Origin of the sequence: Microvirga terricola (assembly GCF_011777495.1) — a bacterium.
Lineage (GTDB): Bacteria > Pseudomonadota > Alphaproteobacteria > Rhizobiales > Beijerinckiaceae > Microvirga > Microvirga terricola.
In genome coordinates this window covers 707909-727144 of record NZ_JAATJS010000002.1, presented here as the reverse complement: position 1 = coordinate 727144, position 19236 = coordinate 707909, and the positions used below count along the sequence as shown (strand labels likewise).

15 protein-coding genes are annotated in these 19236 nt (G+C 63.4%); 7 read left to right on the top strand and 8 right to left on the bottom strand.

What is annotated here, in order from left to right:
- Nucleotides 1-39: 39 nt before the first annotated feature.
- From HB375_RS07825 to HB375_RS07805, 5 genes are all read left to right on the top strand, one after another.
- The gene (locus HB375_RS07825) at nucleotides 40-1326 is read left to right on the top strand and encodes a cystathionine gamma-synthase family protein (protein ID WP_167672397.1); all 1287 of its coding nucleotides are present in this window, start codon (nucleotides 40-42) and stop codon (nucleotides 1324-1326) included.
- A gap of 125 nt (nucleotides 1327-1451) precedes the next feature.
- On the top strand, nucleotides 1452-2114 hold the full coding sequence (plsY, locus tag HB375_RS07820; RefSeq protein ID WP_167672396.1) for a glycerol-3-phosphate 1-O-acyltransferase PlsY: 663 nt from the start codon (nucleotides 1452-1454) through the stop codon (nucleotides 2112-2114).
- Nucleotides 2115-2378: 264 nt separating this feature from the next.
- Nucleotides 2379-4175: a cation:proton antiporter domain-containing protein gene (locus HB375_RS07815; protein WP_167672395.1), complete on the top strand. Its 1797-nt coding sequence runs from the start codon at nucleotides 2379-2381 to the stop codon at nucleotides 4173-4175.
- Between the two features lie 3 nt (nucleotides 4176-4178).
- Complete coding sequence (locus tag HB375_RS07810) at nucleotides 4179-5351, top strand: vWA domain-containing protein (protein WP_167672394.1); 1173 nt, start codon at nucleotides 4179-4181, stop codon at nucleotides 5349-5351.
- 1 nt (nucleotide 5352) lies between these two features.
- Complete coding sequence (locus tag HB375_RS07805) at nucleotides 5353-5922, top strand: hypothetical protein (RefSeq protein ID WP_167672393.1); 570 nt, start codon at nucleotides 5353-5355, stop codon at nucleotides 5920-5922.
- Between the two features lie 81 nt (nucleotides 5923-6003).
- Here HB375_RS07805 and HB375_RS07800 read toward each other — a convergent pair whose 3' ends face one another.
- Both HB375_RS07800 and HB375_RS07795 read right to left on the bottom strand, forming a co-directional pair.
- Entirely contained in the window at nucleotides 6004-6429 is a 426-nt protein-coding gene (locus HB375_RS07800) for a universal stress protein (protein WP_167672392.1), read from the bottom strand.
- Nucleotides 6430-6446: 17 nt separating this feature from the next.
- A complete protein-coding gene (locus HB375_RS07795; protein WP_167672391.1) occupies nucleotides 6447-6767 on the bottom strand; it encodes a 2Fe-2S iron-sulfur cluster-binding protein in 321 nt (106 codons plus the stop codon).
- A gap of 316 nt (nucleotides 6768-7083) precedes the next feature.
- Here HB375_RS07795 and HB375_RS07790 point away from each other — a divergent pair, with 316 nt between their 5' ends.
- Complete coding sequence (locus tag HB375_RS07790) at nucleotides 7084-11733, top strand: apolipoprotein A-IV repeat region-like domain-containing protein (protein WP_167672390.1); 4650 nt, start codon at nucleotides 7084-7086, stop codon at nucleotides 11731-11733.
- Nucleotides 11734-11845: 112 nt separating this feature from the next.
- Here HB375_RS07790 and HB375_RS07785 read toward each other — a convergent pair whose 3' ends face one another.
- The 4 genes from HB375_RS07785 to HB375_RS07770 are packed head-to-tail and all read right to left on the bottom strand — an operon-like array spanning nucleotide 11846 to nucleotide 15820.
- Nucleotides 11846-12523, bottom strand: a complete 678-nt coding sequence (locus HB375_RS07785) for an ABC-type transport auxiliary lipoprotein family protein (RefSeq protein WP_246728383.1) — start codon at nucleotides 12521-12523, stop codon at nucleotides 11846-11848.
- Nucleotides 12524-12526: 3 nt separating this feature from the next.
- Nucleotides 12527-13861, bottom strand: coding sequence for an MlaD family protein (locus tag HB375_RS07780; RefSeq protein ID WP_167672389.1), 1335 nt, complete (start codon nucleotides 13859-13861; stop codon nucleotides 12527-12529).
- A gap of 8 nt (nucleotides 13862-13869) precedes the next feature.
- On the bottom strand, nucleotides 13870-14670 hold the full coding sequence (locus HB375_RS07775; protein ID WP_205800088.1) for an ABC transporter ATP-binding protein: 801 nt from the start codon (nucleotides 14668-14670) through the stop codon (nucleotides 13870-13872).
- A gap of 4 nt (nucleotides 14671-14674) precedes the next feature.
- Nucleotides 14675-15820 carry an MlaE family lipid ABC transporter permease subunit gene (locus HB375_RS07770; RefSeq protein WP_425515166.1) on the bottom strand — a complete coding sequence of 382 codons (1146 nt, stop codon included), beginning with the start codon at nucleotides 15818-15820 and terminating at the stop codon, nucleotides 14675-14677.
- A gap of 85 nt (nucleotides 15821-15905) precedes the next feature.
- Here HB375_RS07770 and dgcA point away from each other — a divergent pair, with 85 nt between their 5' ends.
- Complete coding sequence (gene dgcA, locus HB375_RS07765) at nucleotides 15906-16889, top strand: N-acetyl-D-Glu racemase DgcA (RefSeq protein ID WP_167672387.1); 984 nt, start codon at nucleotides 15906-15908, stop codon at nucleotides 16887-16889.
- Here dgcA and HB375_RS07760 read toward each other — a convergent pair.
- Both HB375_RS07760 and HB375_RS07755 read right to left on the bottom strand, forming a co-directional pair.
- On the bottom strand, nucleotides 16868-18010 hold the full coding sequence (locus HB375_RS07760) for an MFS transporter (RefSeq protein WP_167672386.1): 1143 nt from the start codon (nucleotides 18008-18010) through the stop codon (nucleotides 16868-16870). The two genes, dgcA and HB375_RS07760, sit on opposite strands and share 22 nt — an antisense overlap.
- Before the next feature lie 33 nt (nucleotides 18011-18043).
- The gene (locus HB375_RS07755; protein WP_167672385.1) at nucleotides 18044-19219 is read right to left on the bottom strand and encodes an MFS transporter; all 1176 of its coding nucleotides are present in this window, start codon (nucleotides 19217-19219) and stop codon (nucleotides 18044-18046) included.
- Between the last annotated feature and the right edge of the window lie 17 nt (nucleotides 19220-19236).

Here is a 19236-nt window from a genome sequence, read left to right as displayed (position 1 = left end):
TGATAAGCTCGCAATCAGAAAGATATCAAGGAGCGCCCCATGCCTTATAACCGTTACCACAAGGACCGGATCGGGAATCACAAGCTCAAGCCCGAAACGCTGATGCTGGGCTATGGCTACGATCCGACCCTTTCCGAGGGCGCGGTCAAGCCGCCGGTCTTTTTGACCTCCACCTTCGTGTTCACCAGCGCCGAGCACGGCAAGGAGTTTTTCGACTACGTCGCCGGACGCCGCGAACCGCCGAAGGGCGAGACGGCGGGTCTCGTCTATTCGCGCTTCAATCACCCGAATGCGGAAATCGTCGAAGACCGCCTTGCGATCTTCGAGGAAGCGGAAGCGGGCCTTCTGTTCTCCTCTGGTATGTCGGCGATCTCCACCACCATTCTCGCCTTCGCAAAGCCGGGCGATGTAATCCTGCATTCGCAGCCGCTTTACGGCGGCACGGAGACGCTGATCGCCAAGACGCTCGCCAATCTCGACATCAAGGCCGTCGGCTTCGCCGATGGCGTCGACGGTAACAGCATCCGCGCCGCAGCGAAGGAGGCACAAGGCAAGGGCCGCGTTGCCATCATCATGATCGAAACGCCCTCGAACCCGCTCAACACGCTGGTCGACGTGGCGTTGATCAAGACCATCGCCGACGAGATCGCAGCAGTTCAGGGGCACCGGCCCATCATCGTGTGCGACAACACGCTGCTCGGCCCGCTTTTCCAGAAGCCGCTGCGCGATGGGGCTGACATCTCGGTCTATTCGCTGACAAAGTATGTCGGCGGCCATTCGGACCTGATTGCCGGCGCGGCGCTCGGCTCCAAGGAGTTGATGAAGACCGTGCGCCTGCTGCGCTCCGCCATCGGCACACAGCTCGATCCGCATTCCTGCTGGATGATCGGCCGTTCGCTCGAAACGCTGGCTTTGCGCATGTCGGCCGCGAACCACAACGCGGAGATCGTCGCCAAATTCCTGCACGAGCATCCCAACGTCGTGAAGGTGCACCACCTCGCCTATCTGCCGGAAGGCTCCCGCGCGAAAGAGGTCTACGAGGCGCAGAGCGATGCCCCCGGCTCGACCTTCTCCTTCGACGTGAAGGGCGGCGAGGCGGAGGCCTTCAAGGTGCTCAACGCCCTTCAGGTTTTCAAGCTCGCGGTGAGCTTGGGCGGAACGGAGTCCCTCATCTCCCACCCGGCGTCGACCACCCATTCCGGCGTGCCGAAAGCCACCCGCGATCGCCTCGGCGTCACCGACGCGACGATCCGCGTTTCCATCGGCATCGAGCACCCGGACGATCTGGTGGCCGATTTCGCACAGGCGCTGGCGACGCTGGGGTAAAAAACGAGGGGAGTCGCTCAGGCGGCTCCCCTCCCCCGCGGCAGGATCTGACAAATTGATCTACGCGGCCTCGATCTCATCAAGCCGCAATCCCACGAGCTGGCAGGTAACAAGGGACAAGTTTGATGATTGAGGGCTTAAAAATCTTTGCGGCCTTAGCCTTTGGCTACCTTTTAGGCAGCCTTAATACAGCTGTGATTGTAGGGAAAATATACGGCAAGGACATAAGAAGCCACGGAAGCAAAAATGCCGGGCTCACCAATACCTTGAGGGTACTTGGGAAATCTGCTGCGGTGTTTGTCCTCGCAGGAGATATTTTAAAAGGGATAATTGCCTGTTTAATTGGGCTGCGCCTCGGCGTCTATGCTTCTTCGGGAGGCGCGATCAATTGCGTAAGCCTCTTAGCAGCAGGCGCAGGAGCGATTCTGGGGCATAACTGGCCGGTATATTTTAGGTTTAAAGGAGGAAAGGGAGCACTTACAGCAGTGACTGTGCTGTTTATGATTGACTGGGTTATGGCTCTTATATGCCTTGGCTCTTTTGTAATAATAGTAGCATTAACCCGTTATGTGTCTTTAGGCACAATATGCGCCACAATGCTTTTTGTGGTTCTTTCAGTCATACCTGTGTTTGACAATACTTTTTATTTTCAAATATTTGCATTCCTAATAGCGCTTATTGTTATTTTCAAGCACAGGGAAAATATACAAAGGTTGCTTTCAGGAACAGAAAACAAACTTACTTTTGTGGCAGCGAGATCGGGGCCTGACCCGGCCATACGTCTTTGACCGGCCGCGCTGGATCCCTCGAGATGAGCCCGTGAGCGCTCTGACGGTCCAGCCCTACGCTCTGACTTTCCGCCCCCACCTCCAACTCCTCCCCGCAAGGGCGAGGAGAGGCCTCACCCTCGCGCCGCCCGCCCCCTCCCCGCCTCGTCCCACCCGTTCATCCCCTGTGCATCGGCCTGAAGCTAAGCTTTTCAAGATGCACAGAATTCAACCTTGCGCTTGGGCCGTTCCTGTCCCCATGATGGCCTGAACCGGACGGAGCTTATGGCAGTTGCGTTAGATCTGCATTCCTATCAGGAACCCATTCTTTTCTTGGCAACGGCGGCCGTCGTCGTTCCGCTCTTTCATCGCCTGAGAATCAGCCCCGTGCTCGGGTTTCTCGGAGTGGGCGCGCTTCTAGGGCCTTATGGGCTAGGAAAGCTGGTGCCGTCGCATCCCTGGGTCGGCTGGCTAACCCTGTCCAACCAGGAAGGAACGTCCGTCCTCGCCGAATTCGGCGTGGTATTTTTGCTCTTCACCATCGGCATTGAACTCTCCTGGCAACGTCTGCGCACGTTGCGACGGCTGGTGTTCGGATTCGGATCGCTGCAGGTGGCACTGTGCGCGCTGGCGCTGGGCCTTCTCGCTTTCAAGTCCATCGGCTCGGTCGCGGGGGCAGCGATTGTGGGCCTAGCGCTTGCCCTGTCCTCTACCGCCATCGTGATCCCGGTCATGGTGGAGCAACGGCGGCTCAAGACAGCGGCGGGGCGCGCGAGCTTTTCCGCCCTGCTCTTCCAGGATCTTGCCGTCGCGCCGATCCTGTTCACCATCGCCGTGCTCGATACGGGCCAGCCGGAGGTGACGGCCTCCTCTTTCGCCGGCGCGCTGCTGCAAGCGGCTCTGGCGCTGGCGCTCCTGGTTGGGCTCGGACGCGTCGTGCTGCGTCCGTTCTTCCAGCTCGTATCGGCGACCAAGAGTTCCGAGCTTTTCATGGCGGCGAGCCTGCTCGTGGTGCTCGTGACCAGCCTGATCGCGGCGGTGAGCGGCCTGTCCATGGCGCTGGGCGCGTTCATTGCAGGCGTGCTGCTCGCGGAGACCGAATATCGCCGCGCGGTCGATGCTACGATCCAGCCGTTCAAGGGGCTGCTGCTCGGCGTGTTCTTCGTCTCGGTGGGGATGCGACTCGACGTGTCGCGTTTTCTTGCAGAGCCGCTGCTGATCCTCGCGGTGGCGTCCCTGCTCATCGTCATCAAGAGCGGCATCATCTTCGCGCTCGCCCGCCCCTTCGGCCTGAGCGCCGCCGAGTCTGCCGAGATGAGCCTTCTGCTTGGCCCCGGCGGCGAATTCGGCCTCGTCATCATCGGCAGCGCCATGGCGGCTGGGCTTGTTCCCACGCATGTGGGCCAGAGCATTCTTCTGGTGATCACGCTCACCATGATCGCCATTCCGATCCTCGCCCGCGTCAGCCGGCCCTTGAGCCGCCGCCTTGAGAAGCCGCAGGCGCTCGATCCAGAGGCCGCGACGCCGCCGCCCGCCGACGAGGTGGGCCGCGTCATCGTCGCGGGCTACGGGCGCGTCGGCCAGCTGGTGGCGGACATGCTGGAACGCCACAAGATTCCTTATCTCGCCATCGACATCGACCCCGCGCGGGTCGCAGCGCAGCGCAAGGCGGGCAAGCCGGTCTATTTCGGCGACGGCTCCTATCCGGAGTTCCTGCGCGCCTGCGGCATCGACCGCGCGCCGGCGCTCGTCGTGACGCTCGACACGCCGACCGCCATCGAGGGCGTGGTGGCGGCGGCACGGACGGAGCGTTCCGACATCACCATCGTCGCCCGCGCCAGGGACGCGAAGCACGCGACGCAGCTCTACGAACTCGGCGTCGACGACGCAGTGCCGGAAACCATCGAGGCTTCGCTGCAACTGAGCGAGGCGGTGCTGACCGATATCGGCGTGCCGATGGGCCTCGTCATCGCCTCCATTCACGAGCGGCGCGACGAGTTCAGGGCCATCCTGCGCCAGAGCAACACGCGGCGCGATCCCGAGCGGGTCGAGTTCAGGGCGCGGCGCACGGTTGGCAAGTGAGCCATGTTCCTGACCTTCTTCACGGAGCTGCGCGCAGCAAAGATTCCGGTCTCATTGCGGGAATACTTGTCCCTGCTCGAAGCGCTGGAGAAGGACCTCGCCGACAAGAAGGTGGAGGACTTTTATTATCTATCCCGCGCCTGCCTGGTGAAGGACGAGCGCCATTTCGACAAGTTCGACCAGGTCTTTGGCCGTGTCTTCAAGGGCTTCGAGAATCTGGCTCAGGCGATAGAAGCCGGGATCCCCGAAGAGTGGCTGCGCAAGCTCGCAGAGCGCTACCTCACCGATGAGGAAAAGCGCCAGATCGAAGCCATGGGCTGGGATAAGCTTTTTGAGACACTCAAAGAGCGCTTGAAGGAGCAGCAAGGACGGCACCAGGGCGGCAACAAGTGGATCGGCACCGCCGGCACCTCACCTTTCGGCGCGTACGGCTACAACCCCGAAGGCATCCGCATCGGCCAGGACAAGAACCGCAACTTCCGCGCCGTGAAAGTCTGGGACAAGCGCGAGTTCAAGGATTTCGACGACACCGTCGAACTCGGCGTGCGCAACATGCGCGTTGCACTCCGCCGCCTGCGCCGCTTCGCCCGCACTGGCGCGGCGGAGGAACTCGACCTCGATGAGACGATCCACGAGACCGCCCACAAAGGCTATCTCGATGTTCGCCTGCGGCCCGAGCGGCGCAACGCGGTGAAGGTTTTGCTCTTTCTCGATGTCGGCGGGTCCATGGACTGGCACATCGAGATCGCGGAGGAGCTTTTTTCCGCAGCACGGCTCGAATTCAAGCACTTTGAGCACTTCTACTTTCACAACTGCGTCTATGAGAATCTCTGGAAGGAAAACCGTCGCCGCTTCGATCAGGTCATCCCGACCCTCGACGTGATCCGCACCTATCCGTCCGACTATCGCGTGGTGTTCGTGGGTGATGCCTCCATGAGCCCCTACGAAATCACCATGCCCGGCGGCTCCGTGGAGCATTGGAACGAGGAGCCGGGTCAGGTATGGCTGCAACGTCTCCTCGGCCACTTCCCCAAGGCGGTGTGGCTGAACCCCGTGACGAAGCCCCATTGGGGCTATACGCAATCCATCGCCCTCATGCGGCAGCTCTTCTCCGACCGCATGTATCCGCTCAACCTCGAAGGCATCGATCAGGCGATGCGGGAACTGGTCCGCTGACGTGAAAAAGACCTACGAGCACAACCCTCGCCCCGTGGGCGGCCCCATCGGCTTCACCCTGAAGGACGACCGGCTGACCGTCGATTCCGGCCGCAAGGTCCAGGAGGTCCGTCTCGGCGCGGTGGAGACCGTGCGCATGACCTACGAACCCGGAAGGCTGGCGCAGCGGGTTTTTCGGACCAAGGTCACTCTGAAGGACGGCAAGACTTTCGCCTTCGGCTCGCTCAGCTGGAAGAACCTGGTCCAGGCCGAAGAGCTGACTACGGAATACCGCGCCTTCACGAAGAACCTTTTCGAGGCCATCGCCCGCGCCAATCCCGACGCCCGCTTCATCGCCGGAAAGCCCTGGTGGCTCTGGGCCGCGACGGCGATCATGTCCGCTGCCTCGCTGTTGGCCATGGCCTACCTGATCTGGCGCGCCTTCCAGATGGGCGCGACCAGCGTCGCACTGCTCGGCGGTCTATTTGCTGTCGTTGGCATCTGGCAGATCGAGCCGATGATCCGCCTCAACAAACCCCGCCCCTTCCAGCCCGACGCCCCGCCGGCCGAGCTGCTGCCGGACACGCCTTAGGAACTTTGACGGCTAGTCTTGCGGAATGCCGCCGTCCGGCGAGGGCGCGGATGATCCGCGCCCCGCGAATTCAGAAGCCGTTTAGGTGCGAACGACGAGCACCGAGCATTTGGCGTGGCGAACGATGGTCGAGGCGTTCGAACCGAGCAGGAAGGTTGCCATCGTCGGGCGATGCGAGCCGATGACGATGAGATCCGAGCCGGTCTTCTCGGCCTCGTCGAGAACTTCATTATAGATCGACCCAAGCCGGACCACAGCGGAAACGCGCTCCGACGGCAGATCGACGCCCGCAGCCAAGTCGGCCAGCTTCTTTTCAGACTCGCCCTGCTGCTCCTCGTCGAAGGTCGGCGGCATGAACTCCATGTACGTGACCGGCACGATGGAGCGCACGTAGATCAGGCGAAGCGTGCCTTCTGTGCTTTGAGCAAGTTCGACGGCTTTGGCGATAGCCGGTTTCGACGCTTCAATTTCGCCGAGATCGACGGGGACGAGGATCGTTTTAAACATAATGATATTTCTCCAGGTCAGCCTTGCCGCGAGGGGGTGTAAACAACGAGGCCATCAAGCTCCGGCCTCACGCGGATCTGACACGACAGCCGCGAATTCGGACGGACGTCGAACGCAAAGTCAAGCATATCTTCCTCCATCGGCTGCGGTTGCCCGGTCACGGCTTCCCACTCTTCGGCGACATAGACGTGACATGTCGCGCAGGAACACGCGCCACCACATTCTGCCTCAATTCCGGGAATGCCGTTCCGGATGGCGATCTCCATGACGGTCGATCCCTCCTCCGCCTCGACGGTGCGGGCCGTGCCCTCGGAATCGATGAAAGTAATGCTGATCATTGCGGACCTCTGACTAACCGGCGCATATTTAAGCGAAGGCGCGCAGGAATACGAGATCGAGCTGCGTCTCGCCATCATTGCGCCACATTTTTGACGGGCAAACGCTGGTAACTGAGCCGTTAACGACGTTCGCAAGTGGCAAGGGATATTGGGTTTCAATCCCCGCCACCCGTCGCTAAAATTGTTTGGTAAATGGCAGGTTTCCAACGGATGCGCCCTCGAAGGCTCATCCGAACGGGCTGAAGTCGAGCATTCCCGTCATGGGGGCGGAATGGGATCGGCTTCTCCCAATATCTATTGCGTCGCGAGGCAAATTATGGCGAGCGAAAAGAAAAAGATGAAAGACCCGGCAGAGGCAGCTTTGTCTGCTGTCGAACAGGCGCTCAATCTCGATGACTCCCTCAGTTCTTCCGGCGCGGAAGATCTGGACCGGATCGGCTCGCGCGAAGCCCCCAAGCTTCCGGATATCGACGATCACGACTTCACCAAAGGGCCGTTCGGCATCGGGCCGGAGGCGTCGATGCGCGTGGACAATCGTGACCGCTCCGACGAGGTGTCGCGCTCCGGCTTCGTCGCGCCGGATCGGAACGCCGTCGCCAACGACGACCGGCAAAATGTCGGCGTGATGCTTCAGGCCCTGCAGGTCCGCCCCTCCCGCTTCGCCTACAACGTTGCGACCCTTGCCTCCCTGCTCTGGCTCGGCGGCGGTGCGGCCGTCGTTTATTCGCAAGGCATCACCGCGCCGCAGGAACTTCTTTCGGCGTTCTCGCCCGCACAATTGTCGATCGGAGCGTTCGTTCTTCTCGCACCCGTCATCCTTTTCTTCATCGCGGCGATGCTGACGGTCCGGTCGCAGGAGATGAAGCTCGTCGCCCGCGCGGTCGGCGAAGTGGCGGTTCGTCTGGCGCAGCCTGAAAACTTTTCGACCGACGCGGTGCTCTCCGTGTCGCAGGCCGTCCGTCGCGAAGTCGCTGCTGTCGGCGATGGCGTGGAGCGGGCATTGGCCCGCGCCGGCGAGCTCGAAACCCTCGTCCGCAGCGAGATTTCTACCCTTGAGCGTGCCTATTCGGACAACGAAATCCGCATTCGCTCGCTGATCGATGAACTGGTCACCCAGCGCGAGTCGATCGTCACCAATGCTGAGCGCGTCCGCACCGCCATCACCGGCACGCACCAGAACCTTACGCGCGATCTCGATGAAGCCGCCGAGCGCGTCGTCTCCGCCGTCGACGGCGCGGGCGGCCGCGTCACGGACTCGCTCGAGCAGCGCGGCGAGCAGATTACGCAGGCTCTTGGCCGTGCAGGCGAGCGCGTCGTCGAAGAAATGGCGAGCCGCGGCGTCGAACTGGTGGACCGTCTTTCCGGCACCAGCGAGGACATCAAGACCGGCATCGCTCAGGTCGGAACCGTCATCACCACGGCTCTGGAGAGCAAGGCGCAGGACGTCACTGGCGCATTCGAGCGTACTGGCGACCTCCTCACCCGCCACCTCCAGGACGGCGCGAGCCAGGTGACCCGCACGCTTGCCGAAACGGGCCGCGGCGTCATCGATGCGCTGGCTCAGCAAGGCAACGATGTGCGCGAGGCTTTCGAGAGCACCGCGCACAACCTTGAAGAGAGCTTCGCGCTGCGTGGCAGCGAGATCACCGAGAAACTCGCCGCAACCGGCAATGTCATCGCCGACGATATCACGGCGCGCACCACGGAAATGCGCGACCAGATTGCGGCAGCAGGCTCGTCCATCAGCGAAGAGATCGTGACGCGCGGCAACCTCGTGCGCGAGCAGCTTTCCTCTACCGGCGCGTCCCTCGTTCAGGAACTCGCCACGAGCGGCAACACGCTGCGCACCGAATTCTCTGAAACCGCCGGCACTCTCATCGAGGAACTCGCGAGCCGCGGTGGCGCTCTGCGTGAGCAGCTCACTGCGACCGGCACCGAGGTCGTGGAAGAGATCGTCGTGCGCGGCAACGAGTTCCGCGAGCGTCTCGCGACGACCGCCGCCGAAGTCAGCCAGGAAATCGCTCAGCGTGGTGGCGAGGTGCGCGAGCATCTCCACAGCGCCGTCCGCTTGGCCGATGAAGCCATTGGCAACCGCGTCGAGGACCTTGCCAACCGTCTCGAAACCGCAAGCCAGCGTGTCAGCGAGTCCGTGACCGTGCAGGGCGAGGCTCTCGAGGCCAGCCTTTCGCAGGCCGGCGAGAAGATCACGTCCCTCATGGGCGAGAAGGTCGAGGAGTTCCAGGGCGCGTTCCAGACTCGCGGCCAGGAATTCTCGGAAACCCTCGCGCGTCATGCGGAAGAAGCCCAGACCCGTCTGGCCGGCGCCGGCAAGGACATCGTCCTCGCCATCGCGACGCAGGGAGCGCGCGTCAACGAGGCGCTCAACCGCACAGCCGACAACCTGGCCAACACGGTCGATACCCGTGGCCGCGAGATGGAGGAGACCCTCGGCTCTCGCCTCGCCGCCTTCGAGGACGTCATGGGCCGCGGCGGCGAAGTGGCCGATCGCATTTCCCGCGATGTGGGCACGCTGACCGACACCATCGGTGGCCGTTTCGAGGAAATGGAGCGTCTCATCACCGTACAGGGCCGCACCATGGCCGAGGCGTTCTCCGAGCGCGCTCGTGAGGCGACCACTGCCATCGAGAGCCAGCTGACGGCTCTTGAGGAGCACGCTACCCGCCGCTCCACGGAGATCACGGCGAACTTCGACACCATCGTCGAGCGCGTCGATCAGACGCTCGGTGCTCGTTCCTCCGCGCTCAATGAAGCGCTGGTGGTGCGGACCGGCGAGCTGGCCCGCGTCATGGCCGAAGGCGGCCGCGATGTCGCCCAGTCCCTGCAGACCCGCGTCGATGAAATCGGTCAAGCGCTTGATGCCAAGAGCGGAGCCATTGCCGAGGCGCTGGCCTCCAAGGCCGACCAGATCAGCGAAACGCTCGGCAGCCGCGCGTTCGAGATCAACCAGACTCTCGGCAACCGCGCCGAAGAAATCGCCACGACGCTCGATCAGCGCGTCGCTCTGTTCGAGGATCGCGTCGTCAACCGCCTCGATGGTGTTGTCGAAACGATCGACGAGAAGGGTCACGCCGTTCTCGGCTCGCTGGGCAATCAGATCGGCGAGATCCGCAGCATCTTCGACACCCAAGGCGCGTCCCTCGTGGCGAGCCTCAGCGACAGCGGCGACGCCATCGGTCGCGAGGTTGCGGCGATCAGCGAGAACGCCCTGCGCAGCCTGGAAGAGCGCAGCAGCACCATGCTGTCGTCGCTCCAGGAGCGCACCATGGAGCTGACCGCATCCTACATGCAGTCGACCGAGGCGATGCGTGCAGCCATCGACGATGGCACGACGCGCTCCGTCGACACCCTCGTGGAAACCAACGCCCGCCTGCGCGGCGAGCTGACGGATGTGCTCGGCCGCCTTCAGGAGGCCAACACCCTCCTCCAGCAGGTTTCGGCCAGCGCGAGCGGCAATCTCGGCGCCATCGAGGACGGTCTTGCAGGACGCGTCCAGCAGATCGAAACCCTCCTTTCGGAAATTGCGTCTCAGACGGCGCGCGCCTCCGATCAGGTCGCGGATCAGGTCGATGCGCTGCGCAGCGTGTCCTCCGGCGCGATCCAGCAGGCCACCGAACTCGCCTACAGCCTGGAAGAGCGCGGCCGCGCGCTGACCGAGGGCACCCGCGAGCAGATGCAAAACATCACCGACGCCGCTTCCGCTCTGGAGCGCGCCGAGGCCCGCATCAGCACGGCGTTGAATGGCCGCCAAGACGCTCTCAACGAGCTTCTCGGTCGCATCAACGAGCGTTCGCAGGATCTCGAGGTGGTCACCCGCACCTTCAGCACCCTCGTGGAAGGCTCGCTCCAGAACGCGGAGAACAAGGCTCGCCAGATCGGCGCCGTCCTCGCCGACAGCGCCGAGGCGACCACCAGCGCCATCGGCGAACAGTTCGAGCGGATCCGTACCTCGACGGGCGCGGAAGGCGAGCGCACCGCCGCCGCCCTACGCACGACCTATGAGCAAGCCGCTGCCGAAATGGCCGAGGCCCTCAACAATGCGACCTCGAAGTTCCGCGATACGATGGGCGAGCTGCGCGGCATGACGGGCCAGATCCAGCGCGAGCTTGAGACTACCCGGGCGGAGCTCCGCCGCGGCGTTGTCGAGCTGCCGCAGGAAACCCAGGAAACCACCGCCAACATGCGCCGCGTGGTTGCCGACCAGATCAAGGCCCTCAACGAGCTGTCGGCTCTGGTCTCGCGCTCCAACCGCGTCGTGGACGCCGCCCCCGCGGTTCAGCCCCGCCGCGTGAACGAGGCGCCGGTCGCTGCGGTCTCTGCTGTCGCGGCTCCTGAAGCCCGCGTCGTGGCCCCTGCCCCGGCTCCGCTCCAAACCGTGGCCCGTCAGGTTCAGGCCGAGCCGAAGGTCGCCCCGGCACTGGTGGCTCCGGCTGCGCCTGCGCCGGTTCGCCCGGCCCAACCCGCTGCTCCGGCTCCGCGCCGCGAAGAAGCTCCGGCCCGCGAGGCTGGTGCTCGTGGCGGCTGGCTGTCGGATCTTCTGAACCGCGCCTCGCGCGATGAGGAGGAACTCCGTACCCCCGGCCGTACCGATCGGTCGCGCGTCAACAGCCTCGAGTCCCTCGACTCCATCTCGGTCGATATCGCCCGGATGATCGATCATGATGCGGCCGTCGAGCTGTGGGATCGCTACAAGCGCGGTGAGAGCAACGTGTTCACCCGTCGTCTCTACACCCTGCAGGGTCAGCAGACCTTCGACGAGATCCGCCGCAAGTACCGTCGCGACGACGAGTTCAAGCAGACCGTCGACCGCTACGTGGAAGAGTTCGAGCGTCTGCTCGCGGAAGTCTCCCGCGACGACCGGGACTCGATGCTGACGAAGACGTATCTCACGTCGGAAACCGGCAAGGTCTACACGATGCTGGCCCACGCCAGCGGCCGGTTCGACTAAGCCGAGCAGCCAGAACTGAATAATAAAAACGCGGCCTCAGGGCCGCGTTTTTGTTTTGGTGAATGAGAAAAGAACCGAAGGCCAGCTGTGAGACTGCTACCCTCGCCTGTCCTTAGACCGGCGGCGTAGCCGTCGTCTGGCTGACCTCGTCGCGCCGCGGAATGCTGGTCCCGCTGACCCAGCGGACGATGTCGATCATGACGATGGAAAGCGCCTCATCGAGCGCCCTTGCCGCATAGCCGGCCTCGGCGGCTCCCGCCGGAACGCGGGCGCGGAAGATGCGGCCATTGACGATGCGGCCCGAAGGCTCGCTCACGAGCTTTGCGGAAATCTCAACCACCGCCTCACCGGTCGCGGAAGCGAGCTCGAAACTCCGCAACTCGGAAATGAGCTGCGCATCGGCGGTGGCGCCGCTCGAAGGCCGCGAGACGTTACGGATTTGCGAGGAGTTCTCAAAAGTATTGATCAGGCGTGTCTGGACCAGCCGAGGCAGGTTGTCCGACCACTGCCCTCCTCCGAGGAAGGAGATGGTGCCATAGGCGTCCTTCACGATAATTTGCTGGTTCGAAAGAACCTGCAGGGCAGCCGGCTCCACCACCAAAATCTGAACGCCGGTGTTCCCCCTGACCCGGGCGGCAGGAGCGGAGAGGTCGAAGGTTGTCGGCGCCGGCGTAGGTGAAGAGCACGCCCCCGCGAGCCCGGCGACGAGTACCGCGTGCGCAAGCCGCCGCGAAGGCCGAACGCGGCGAAGGAAGGGGCGAAGCACTGGCGTTCCGGACATGGTCATCATGATTTAGCGCCGCCCATTGTATTGGGGGATAGACGAGCGGCCATCACCACCGAAAATGAACTGCTGTGGATTACGCTCGATGCTCCGCACTGCGCGGCTGATGTCGTTCAGTGTCTTGCGACCCTCAATCGCGAGCGCCTCGTATTCCGGCAATCCCGTATTCGCGAACCGGCCGACGCCCAACAAAATACCCTCGGTGCGCCGGTTCAAGTCATCGGCGAGAATACGCACGGACTTGGCGGCTTCACGAACCTCGTCGAACGCCCCCTTCCCTGCTTCGCCCGTAGCCGAGCCCAGGAACTTCTCGGCCGATGCCAGCACGCTGTCGATACGGTCGGCGGACTTGTTGAGCTTTTCGGTGATGGAGCGCGCCTCGACGATGGCCCTGTCCACGTCGGGGCTGCGCTGGCGCAGGGTCTGCGTGAACACGTCCACATTGTCGATGGTGCGCCCGACCTTCGTCGGATCGATGGACTTGGCGATCTTGCCGATCTCGTCGAGCGCCGTATCGAGCTTCGGCGCGGACTCGTTCAGGCGACCGACGAGGCTTGCCGCATCCCGCAGGGCGTCGTGGACGGCTTGCTGGCTTTCCCCGAGCGTCTCGGTGAATTTGTCAACGTTCTCAAGGATGCGGGTGACGCGCTGGCGGTCGACCGAGCGCACAACCTCGTCCAGGTTGGTGGCGAGCGTTTCCAGCTTCTCAGCCAGAGGCCCAACCTTCTCCGCCGCCTGCCCCACCTGAGCCAGGAAGCGGTCGATGCCATCAGCGTTCTCGCCGAGAGCCTGCGAGAAGCGCTCGACGTTCTGCACGGTGCGATTGATCGAACCTTCGTTGTCCGCGACCACGCGTCCGATGCGCTCAAGCACGTCGTCCGCGCGACGAGCGATGTTGCGGGCCGTCTCGATCAGGTCCTGGAAATCGGATCTGTCGGCAAAGATGGTGGGCAAAGGCTGCCCCGGCCCCGGCGTAAGGGGCGGCGCGCTAGGCTCGCCACCGGAAAGGGCAATCGTGGCGACGCCCGTCAGCCCCTGATATTCGAGGCGCGCACGGGTGTCCGAGCGGATGGGCGTGCTCCTGTCGACCTGCACGATGGCGACGACGCGGCGCGGATCTTCGGGCAGAAGGTTGATCTCCGTCACCTCGCCCACACGCAAGCCGTTGAACGAGACGGTCGAGCCCTTCGACAGGCCGGAAACCGAGCCCGAGAAAACAATGCGGACCGTCTGCCGAGCCTGACCGCGCTCGCCGCCGGAAAACCAATAGACGAAGAGGAACGCCGCCGCGATCACCGACAGGGTGAACAGACCGATCAGGGCGTAATTTGCACGCGTTTCCATCTCAATCCTTAAGCGTCGCTGGCCAGGGCCGCACGCGCCCGCTTGCCGTGGAAATAGGCCCGAAGCCAGGGGTGATCCGATGCAACCATCGTCTCAATGGGCCCTTCCGCCAGAATTTTACCCTCGCCCAGAGCCGCGATTCGGTCGCAGACCGTGTAAAGACTATCCAAATCGTGCGTTACCATGAAGACGGTCAGGCCCAAAGTCCGCTGTAACGTAGCGATAAGTTCGTCGAATTCCCCCGCGCCGATGGGATCGAGGCCCGAGGTCGGCTCGTCGAGGAAAAGGATATCCGGGTCGAGCGCGAGGGCGCGTGCCAGGGCTGCGCGTTTGATCATGCCGCCGGACAGTTCCGAGGGAAGCTTATCGGCTGCGTCCGGGTTGAGGCCGACCATCTCAATCTTCAGCATGGCCAGCTCGTCGAGCAGCCGGTCCGAGAGCGACAGGTATTCCCGCATCGGGACTTGGATGTTCTGCTTGACCGTCAAAGCCGAGAACAGCGCACCCTGCTGAAAGAGGACGCCGAAGCGGCGCTCCAGCAGGCGCCTCTCGGAGGGCGACAACTCATCAAGGTTCTGCCCCAGCACCTCGATGGTGCCTCCTCGCTTGGGCACGAGGCCCAGGATCGCACGGGTCAGGACCGACTTGCCCTGGCCCGATGCACCGACAAAGCCGAGGATCTCCCCACGATAAACGTCGAGATCGAGCCCCTTGAGAATCGTTTTGTCCCCGAATCCGACCTCGACCCCGCGCACGCGGATCACCACTTCGCGGTTCGTGTCCGAAACGGGCTGATGTCTGTCGAGCATCGGTTCAGTACCTGATGGCCGCAAAGAACATGGCGAACAGACCGTCGAGAACGATCACCATGAAGATGGCCTTCACGACCGAGGAAGTCACGTGACGGCCAAGGGATTCGGCGGACCCGGCCACCGCCAGCCCCTCGATGGTCGCGATAATCCCGATCACGAGTGCCATGAAGGGCGCTTTGATCATGCCGACCATGAAAGTGTTCATCCCCACGGCGGCGCGCAGACGCGACAGGAAGACATCCGGGCTGATATCTCCATAAAACCAGGACGTTATGCCACCCCCGGACAAGGCCGCGATGGCCGCGATGAAGGTGAGAAGCGGCAAGCCGATCACCAGCGCCAGGATGCGTGGAATGATCAGGACTTCCATCGGGTCGAGCCCCATCACTCTTAAGGCATCGATCTCCTCGCGCATTTTCATGGAGCCGATCTCGGCTGTGAAGGCCGAGCCCGACCGGCCTGCGACCATGATCGAGGTGAGAAGAACGCCCAATTCGCGCAAGATCAGAATGCCCGTCAGGTCGACGACGAAGGGCGTCGCGCCGAACCGCTGCAACTGGAAAATGCCCTGTTGCGCAATGATGCAGCCGACCAGGAACGAAATCAGCACGATGATCGGCACGCCGCGATAGGCGATCTGCTCCAACTGATTGACGACCGCCGTGCCCCGGAAGCGGCGAAGGCGGATGGTGACCCGCAGGAGCGCGGAGACGAGTTCCCCCAGGAAGGCGACGCCATCGATGAGGTCGCGGCCCGCGCCCGTGACAACCTTGCCCACATCGACCAGGAAATCAACGATCTTCGAGCTCTTGACCTTCTCCGGTGCGTGGAAGCCGCGATAAGCGACCTCGTCGAGAAGAATCTGCTGCTCGGGACTGGCATTGGCGAAATCGGCGGAAGCCCCGTGAGCGCCCAGTTCGTGCCGGGTCCGGTCCAGAACCCACGCGCCAAGCGTGTCGAGCCGCTCGACCTGGCGAAGATCGACGATGACATGGTGCTGTCCGGCCTCAGCCTCGATCTCGACGGCAAGGCTCTCGACCAGCGCGGCGTACTCGGCGGTCCAGTGACCGGCGAGTTTCGCCGTGACGTTGTCTCCGGCGCGCTCGATTTTGACTTGCGGCTCTTGAGCCAAGATGCTCTGCGCCACGATCATCCTTCCGGCATCGATTCCGCTTGGTGATACCGTGCGGATGCGGCACAAGTCGAGCCGAAGTTAACGAGAAGTAGAAAGAATGCGCAGCCTCACCGTTACTATCGACAGGTTTCCGATTGCCGGGAAATTCACCATCGCCCGCGGCTCGCGGACGGAAGCCGTGGTCGTCACCGCCACGATTACCGAGGACGGGGTGGTCGGCCATGGCGAATGCGTGCCCTACCCGCGCTATGGCGAGTCGGTGGAAGGGGTCGCCGCCGCCATCGAGGCGCTGCGGCCGCAAATCGAGGCGGGGCTGACCCGCGAAGCCCTGCAGAACGTCATGCCCGCCGGCGCGGCCCGCAACGCGGTCGATTGCGCACTTTGGGATCTGGACGCCAAGCGCTCCGGCGTCCGCGCCCACATCACAGCGGGGGTCAATCGGTGGTCGCCGGCCACCACGGCCTACACGATCAGCCTCGATACGCCGGAAGCCATGGCGGAGGCCGCGGCGAAGGCGGCGGAGCGGCCGATCCTGAAGGTCAAGTTCGGCGCACCCGGTGGCGATCTCGAACGCATCGCCGCCGTGCGCAAGGCTGCCCCGAACGCGACGCTGATCGCCGACGCCAACGAAGGCTGGACCGAGGACAATCTCGCCGCGCATTTCAAGGCCTGCGCGGATGCCGGTTTCGCCCTGGTCGAACAGCCCCTGCCCGCCAAGAACGACGGCTTCCTCGGCAAGATCGAGCGTCCTGTCGCGATCTGCGCGGACGAGAGCGTGCATGACCGGCCAAGCCTCGACCGGCTGGTCGGCCTTTATGACGCGGTCAACATCAAACTCGACAAGACCGGCGGCCTGACCGAGGCGCTAGCGCTCGCGGATGCCGCCGAGGCGCGGGGGCTTTCGATCATGATCGGGTGCATGGTCGGAACCTCGCTCGCGATGGCGCCCGCCATGGTGCTTGCGCCCCGTGCGCGGTTTGTGGATCTCGACGGCCCGCTGTTGCTGGCGCGGGACCGCGAACCCGGCCTCGTCTACGAGGGCAGCATCGTCTATCCGCCTCAGCCCTCCCTTTGGGGCTGAGCCTTCAGCTGCGTGGCGGCGACCATAGTGAGCGCGAGGCCCATGACCGCCATCGGGACCATCGCAGCAAAGATTGCCGCCCCGACATCCTTGTAGATCATGCCGCTGGCCACCGTGGTGACGGCGTTCGTGAAACAGGCCAGGGAGGCATAGACGCCCTGCGCCCGCCCCCGCGCCTGGACCGGAGAAAGCGTGGAGAGAGCCGCCATGGTCCCGAGATGCGTCGCGCCAAACGACAGGCCGTGCATGGCCTGAAGAACGAGAGTCACCTCGACACCGGGATTGAGGGCAAGAATCGAGAAGCGCACGATTGCGGCGGATGACCCTATCAGCATGAGGCCCAAGCCGTATCCCCGGCCGACCGCCCGGCCGAGTAGCATGAACACCATAATTTCAGCGATTACACCGACGGCCCAGAAATAGCCGATCGTGGCATCGGGAATGCCGAGCTTCTGCCAATGGATGCTGGCGAACCCATTCAGCGCGCCGTGGCTTCCCTGAGTGAGCGCCGTGGCGATGATGAGGATCCACAAGACTTGGGGCAGTTTGCGGGAATCGGGCGTCGTCTGGTCCCCGCGCCGTGTCGATGGCTCGTGTATGTCATGCGGAACGGCAAATAGGGCGGCCGCGAGGCCGAGGAGCGGAAACAGGGAAAGCGCGACGAGGACTGCATTCGGCCCGAAGGCGCCGACCAGGTACCCCGCCGCGATATTGGCCACCACAAACGCCATCGAGCCGATGCCGCGCATGCGCCCGTAATCAAGGACCTTGTGACGGTGAATCGCCGAGGTGATGACAAGGTCGTTGATCGGGATGATCCCGGCTTGCGTCACGGCAATCATCGCCACCAAGACCATGATGGTTGCGCCGTCCTGCGCCAGCATCAGAAGCGGAAAGCCAAGCAGCTGGCCAGTCAGACTTATCAGCAGGAGGCGACGCGCGCCAAGCGGTCCATCCGCGAGGCTCACAAGGGGTGCGGTCACGAAGGTCCGCACGACGATCGGAATCGCCACCACAATGCCGATGATGGATGGCGACAGCGACCTGCCCTGCAGCCAGATGGGAAAGAAAGGCAGGAAAAAGCCGGGGCCAAGGAAGCACGCCGCCTGGAGGAGGGACAAGCGGAGCTCGAGACGCCGCGCTTCAGACACCTCTCAGCCCTCCGCCTGGACGCCGGCTTGCAAGCGCCGCGCGGCAACGAGTGTCAGAACGAATCCCATGGCGGCCAGGGGAACCATCGCGGCAAAGATCATCGCCCCCTGCTCCTTGTAGATCATGCCGCTTGCGATGGTCGTTCCTGCTGTCGTAAGGGCGGCCAGCGAACCGTAGATCCCTTGCGCCCGGCCTTTCGCATGGCGCGGAGACAAGGCCGTCAGAGCCGCCATGGTCCCAAGATGCGTCGCGCCGAAGGTGAGGCAATGCAGGGCCTGGAGGGCAAAGGTGACGGCCGCGCCCGGATTCAAGGCAAGGAGAGCAAAACGGATCATGCCAGCCGCCGATCCGGCCAGAATGAGCCAGAGCCCCGAGCCTCGCCCCACCGCACGGCCCAGGAACATGAAGACCATGATTTCCGCGATCACACCGGTCGCCCAGAAATAGCCGATCGTGGAATCGGAAAACCCAAGCTTCTGCCAGTGGATGCTGGCGAAGGCGTTCAGCGCGCCGTGGCTGCCCTGCGTGAGAGCAGCGGCGATCATGACGAACCATAGGACCTGCGGCAGCGCCTTGGACTTGGAAGCCTTCCCCGCCTCCGCCCGAACCGGTGCGCCCGGCATTTCACGAGGAACCGCGAGCAATGTGGCGGTGATGCCGAGGAACGGAATGAAAGAGAGCGCGACGACCACAATGCCGGGCCCGAAAGCGCCGATCAGATACCCCGCCACGATATTGGTGATGAAGAACGCGACCGATCCGCACCCGCGGATGCGGCCGTAGTTCAGACCGGGGCTGTGCTGCACGGCAGAGGTGCAGACGAGGTCGTTACCCGGAATGATCGCTGCCTGTGCCACAGAAACAAGCGCCACGAGCGCGATGATCGCGACATCGTTCTGCGCCATCATGAGGAGCGGAAAGCCCACGATCTGTCCCGCATGGCTGGCGAGAAGCAGACGTCGCGCTCCGAATGACCTGTCGGCGAGGCTCAAGAGTGGAGCCGTCGCCAGAACGCGGACGATAATGGGAATCGCGACCACGAAGCCGATGAGCACCGCCGAGAGCCCCTTGCTTTGCAACCACAAGGGAAAGAACGGCAGATAGACTCCGTGGCTGATGAAACTGGCCGCCTGCAGGGCCGACAGGCGCAAGGCTGGGTTTCGCAAAGACGGTGTCACGCTCCGCTCTTTCCGAG

Coding starts and splice junctions, on each gene's coding strand:
- HB375_RS07825 (WP_167672397.1), top strand. CDS start 40: ATGCCTTATAACCGTTACCACAAGGACCGGATCGGGAATCACAAGCTC.
- plsY (WP_167672396.1), top strand. CDS start 1,452: ATGATTGAGGGCTTAAAAATCTTTGCGGCCTTAGCCTTTGGCTACCTT.
- HB375_RS07815 (WP_167672395.1), top strand. CDS start 2,379: ATGGCAGTTGCGTTAGATCTGCATTCCTATCAGGAACCCATTCTTTTC.
- HB375_RS07810 (WP_167672394.1), top strand. CDS start 4,179: ATGTTCCTGACCTTCTTCACGGAGCTGCGCGCAGCAAAGATTCCGGTC.
- HB375_RS07800 (WP_167672392.1), bottom strand. CDS start 6,429: ATGTTTAAAACGATCCTCGTCCCCGTCGATCTCGGCGAAATTGAAGCG.
- HB375_RS07795 (WP_167672391.1), bottom strand. CDS start 6,767: ATGATCAGCATTACTTTCATCGATTCCGAGGGCACGGCCCGCACCGTC.
- HB375_RS07790 (WP_167672390.1), top strand. CDS start 7,084: ATGGCGAGCGAAAAGAAAAAGATGAAAGACCCGGCAGAGGCAGCTTTG.
- HB375_RS07785 (WP_246728383.1), bottom strand. CDS start 12,523: ATGATGACCATGTCCGGAACGCCAGTGCTTCGCCCCTTCCTTCGCCGC.
- HB375_RS07780 (WP_167672389.1), bottom strand. CDS start 13,861: ATGGAAACGCGTGCAAATTACGCCCTGATCGGTCTGTTCACCCTGTCG.
- HB375_RS07775 (WP_205800088.1), bottom strand. CDS start 14,670: ATGCTCGACAGACATCAGCCCGTTTCGGACACGAACCGCGAAGTGGTG.
- dgcA (WP_167672387.1), top strand. CDS start 15,906: ATGCGCAGCCTCACCGTTACTATCGACAGGTTTCCGATTGCCGGGAAA.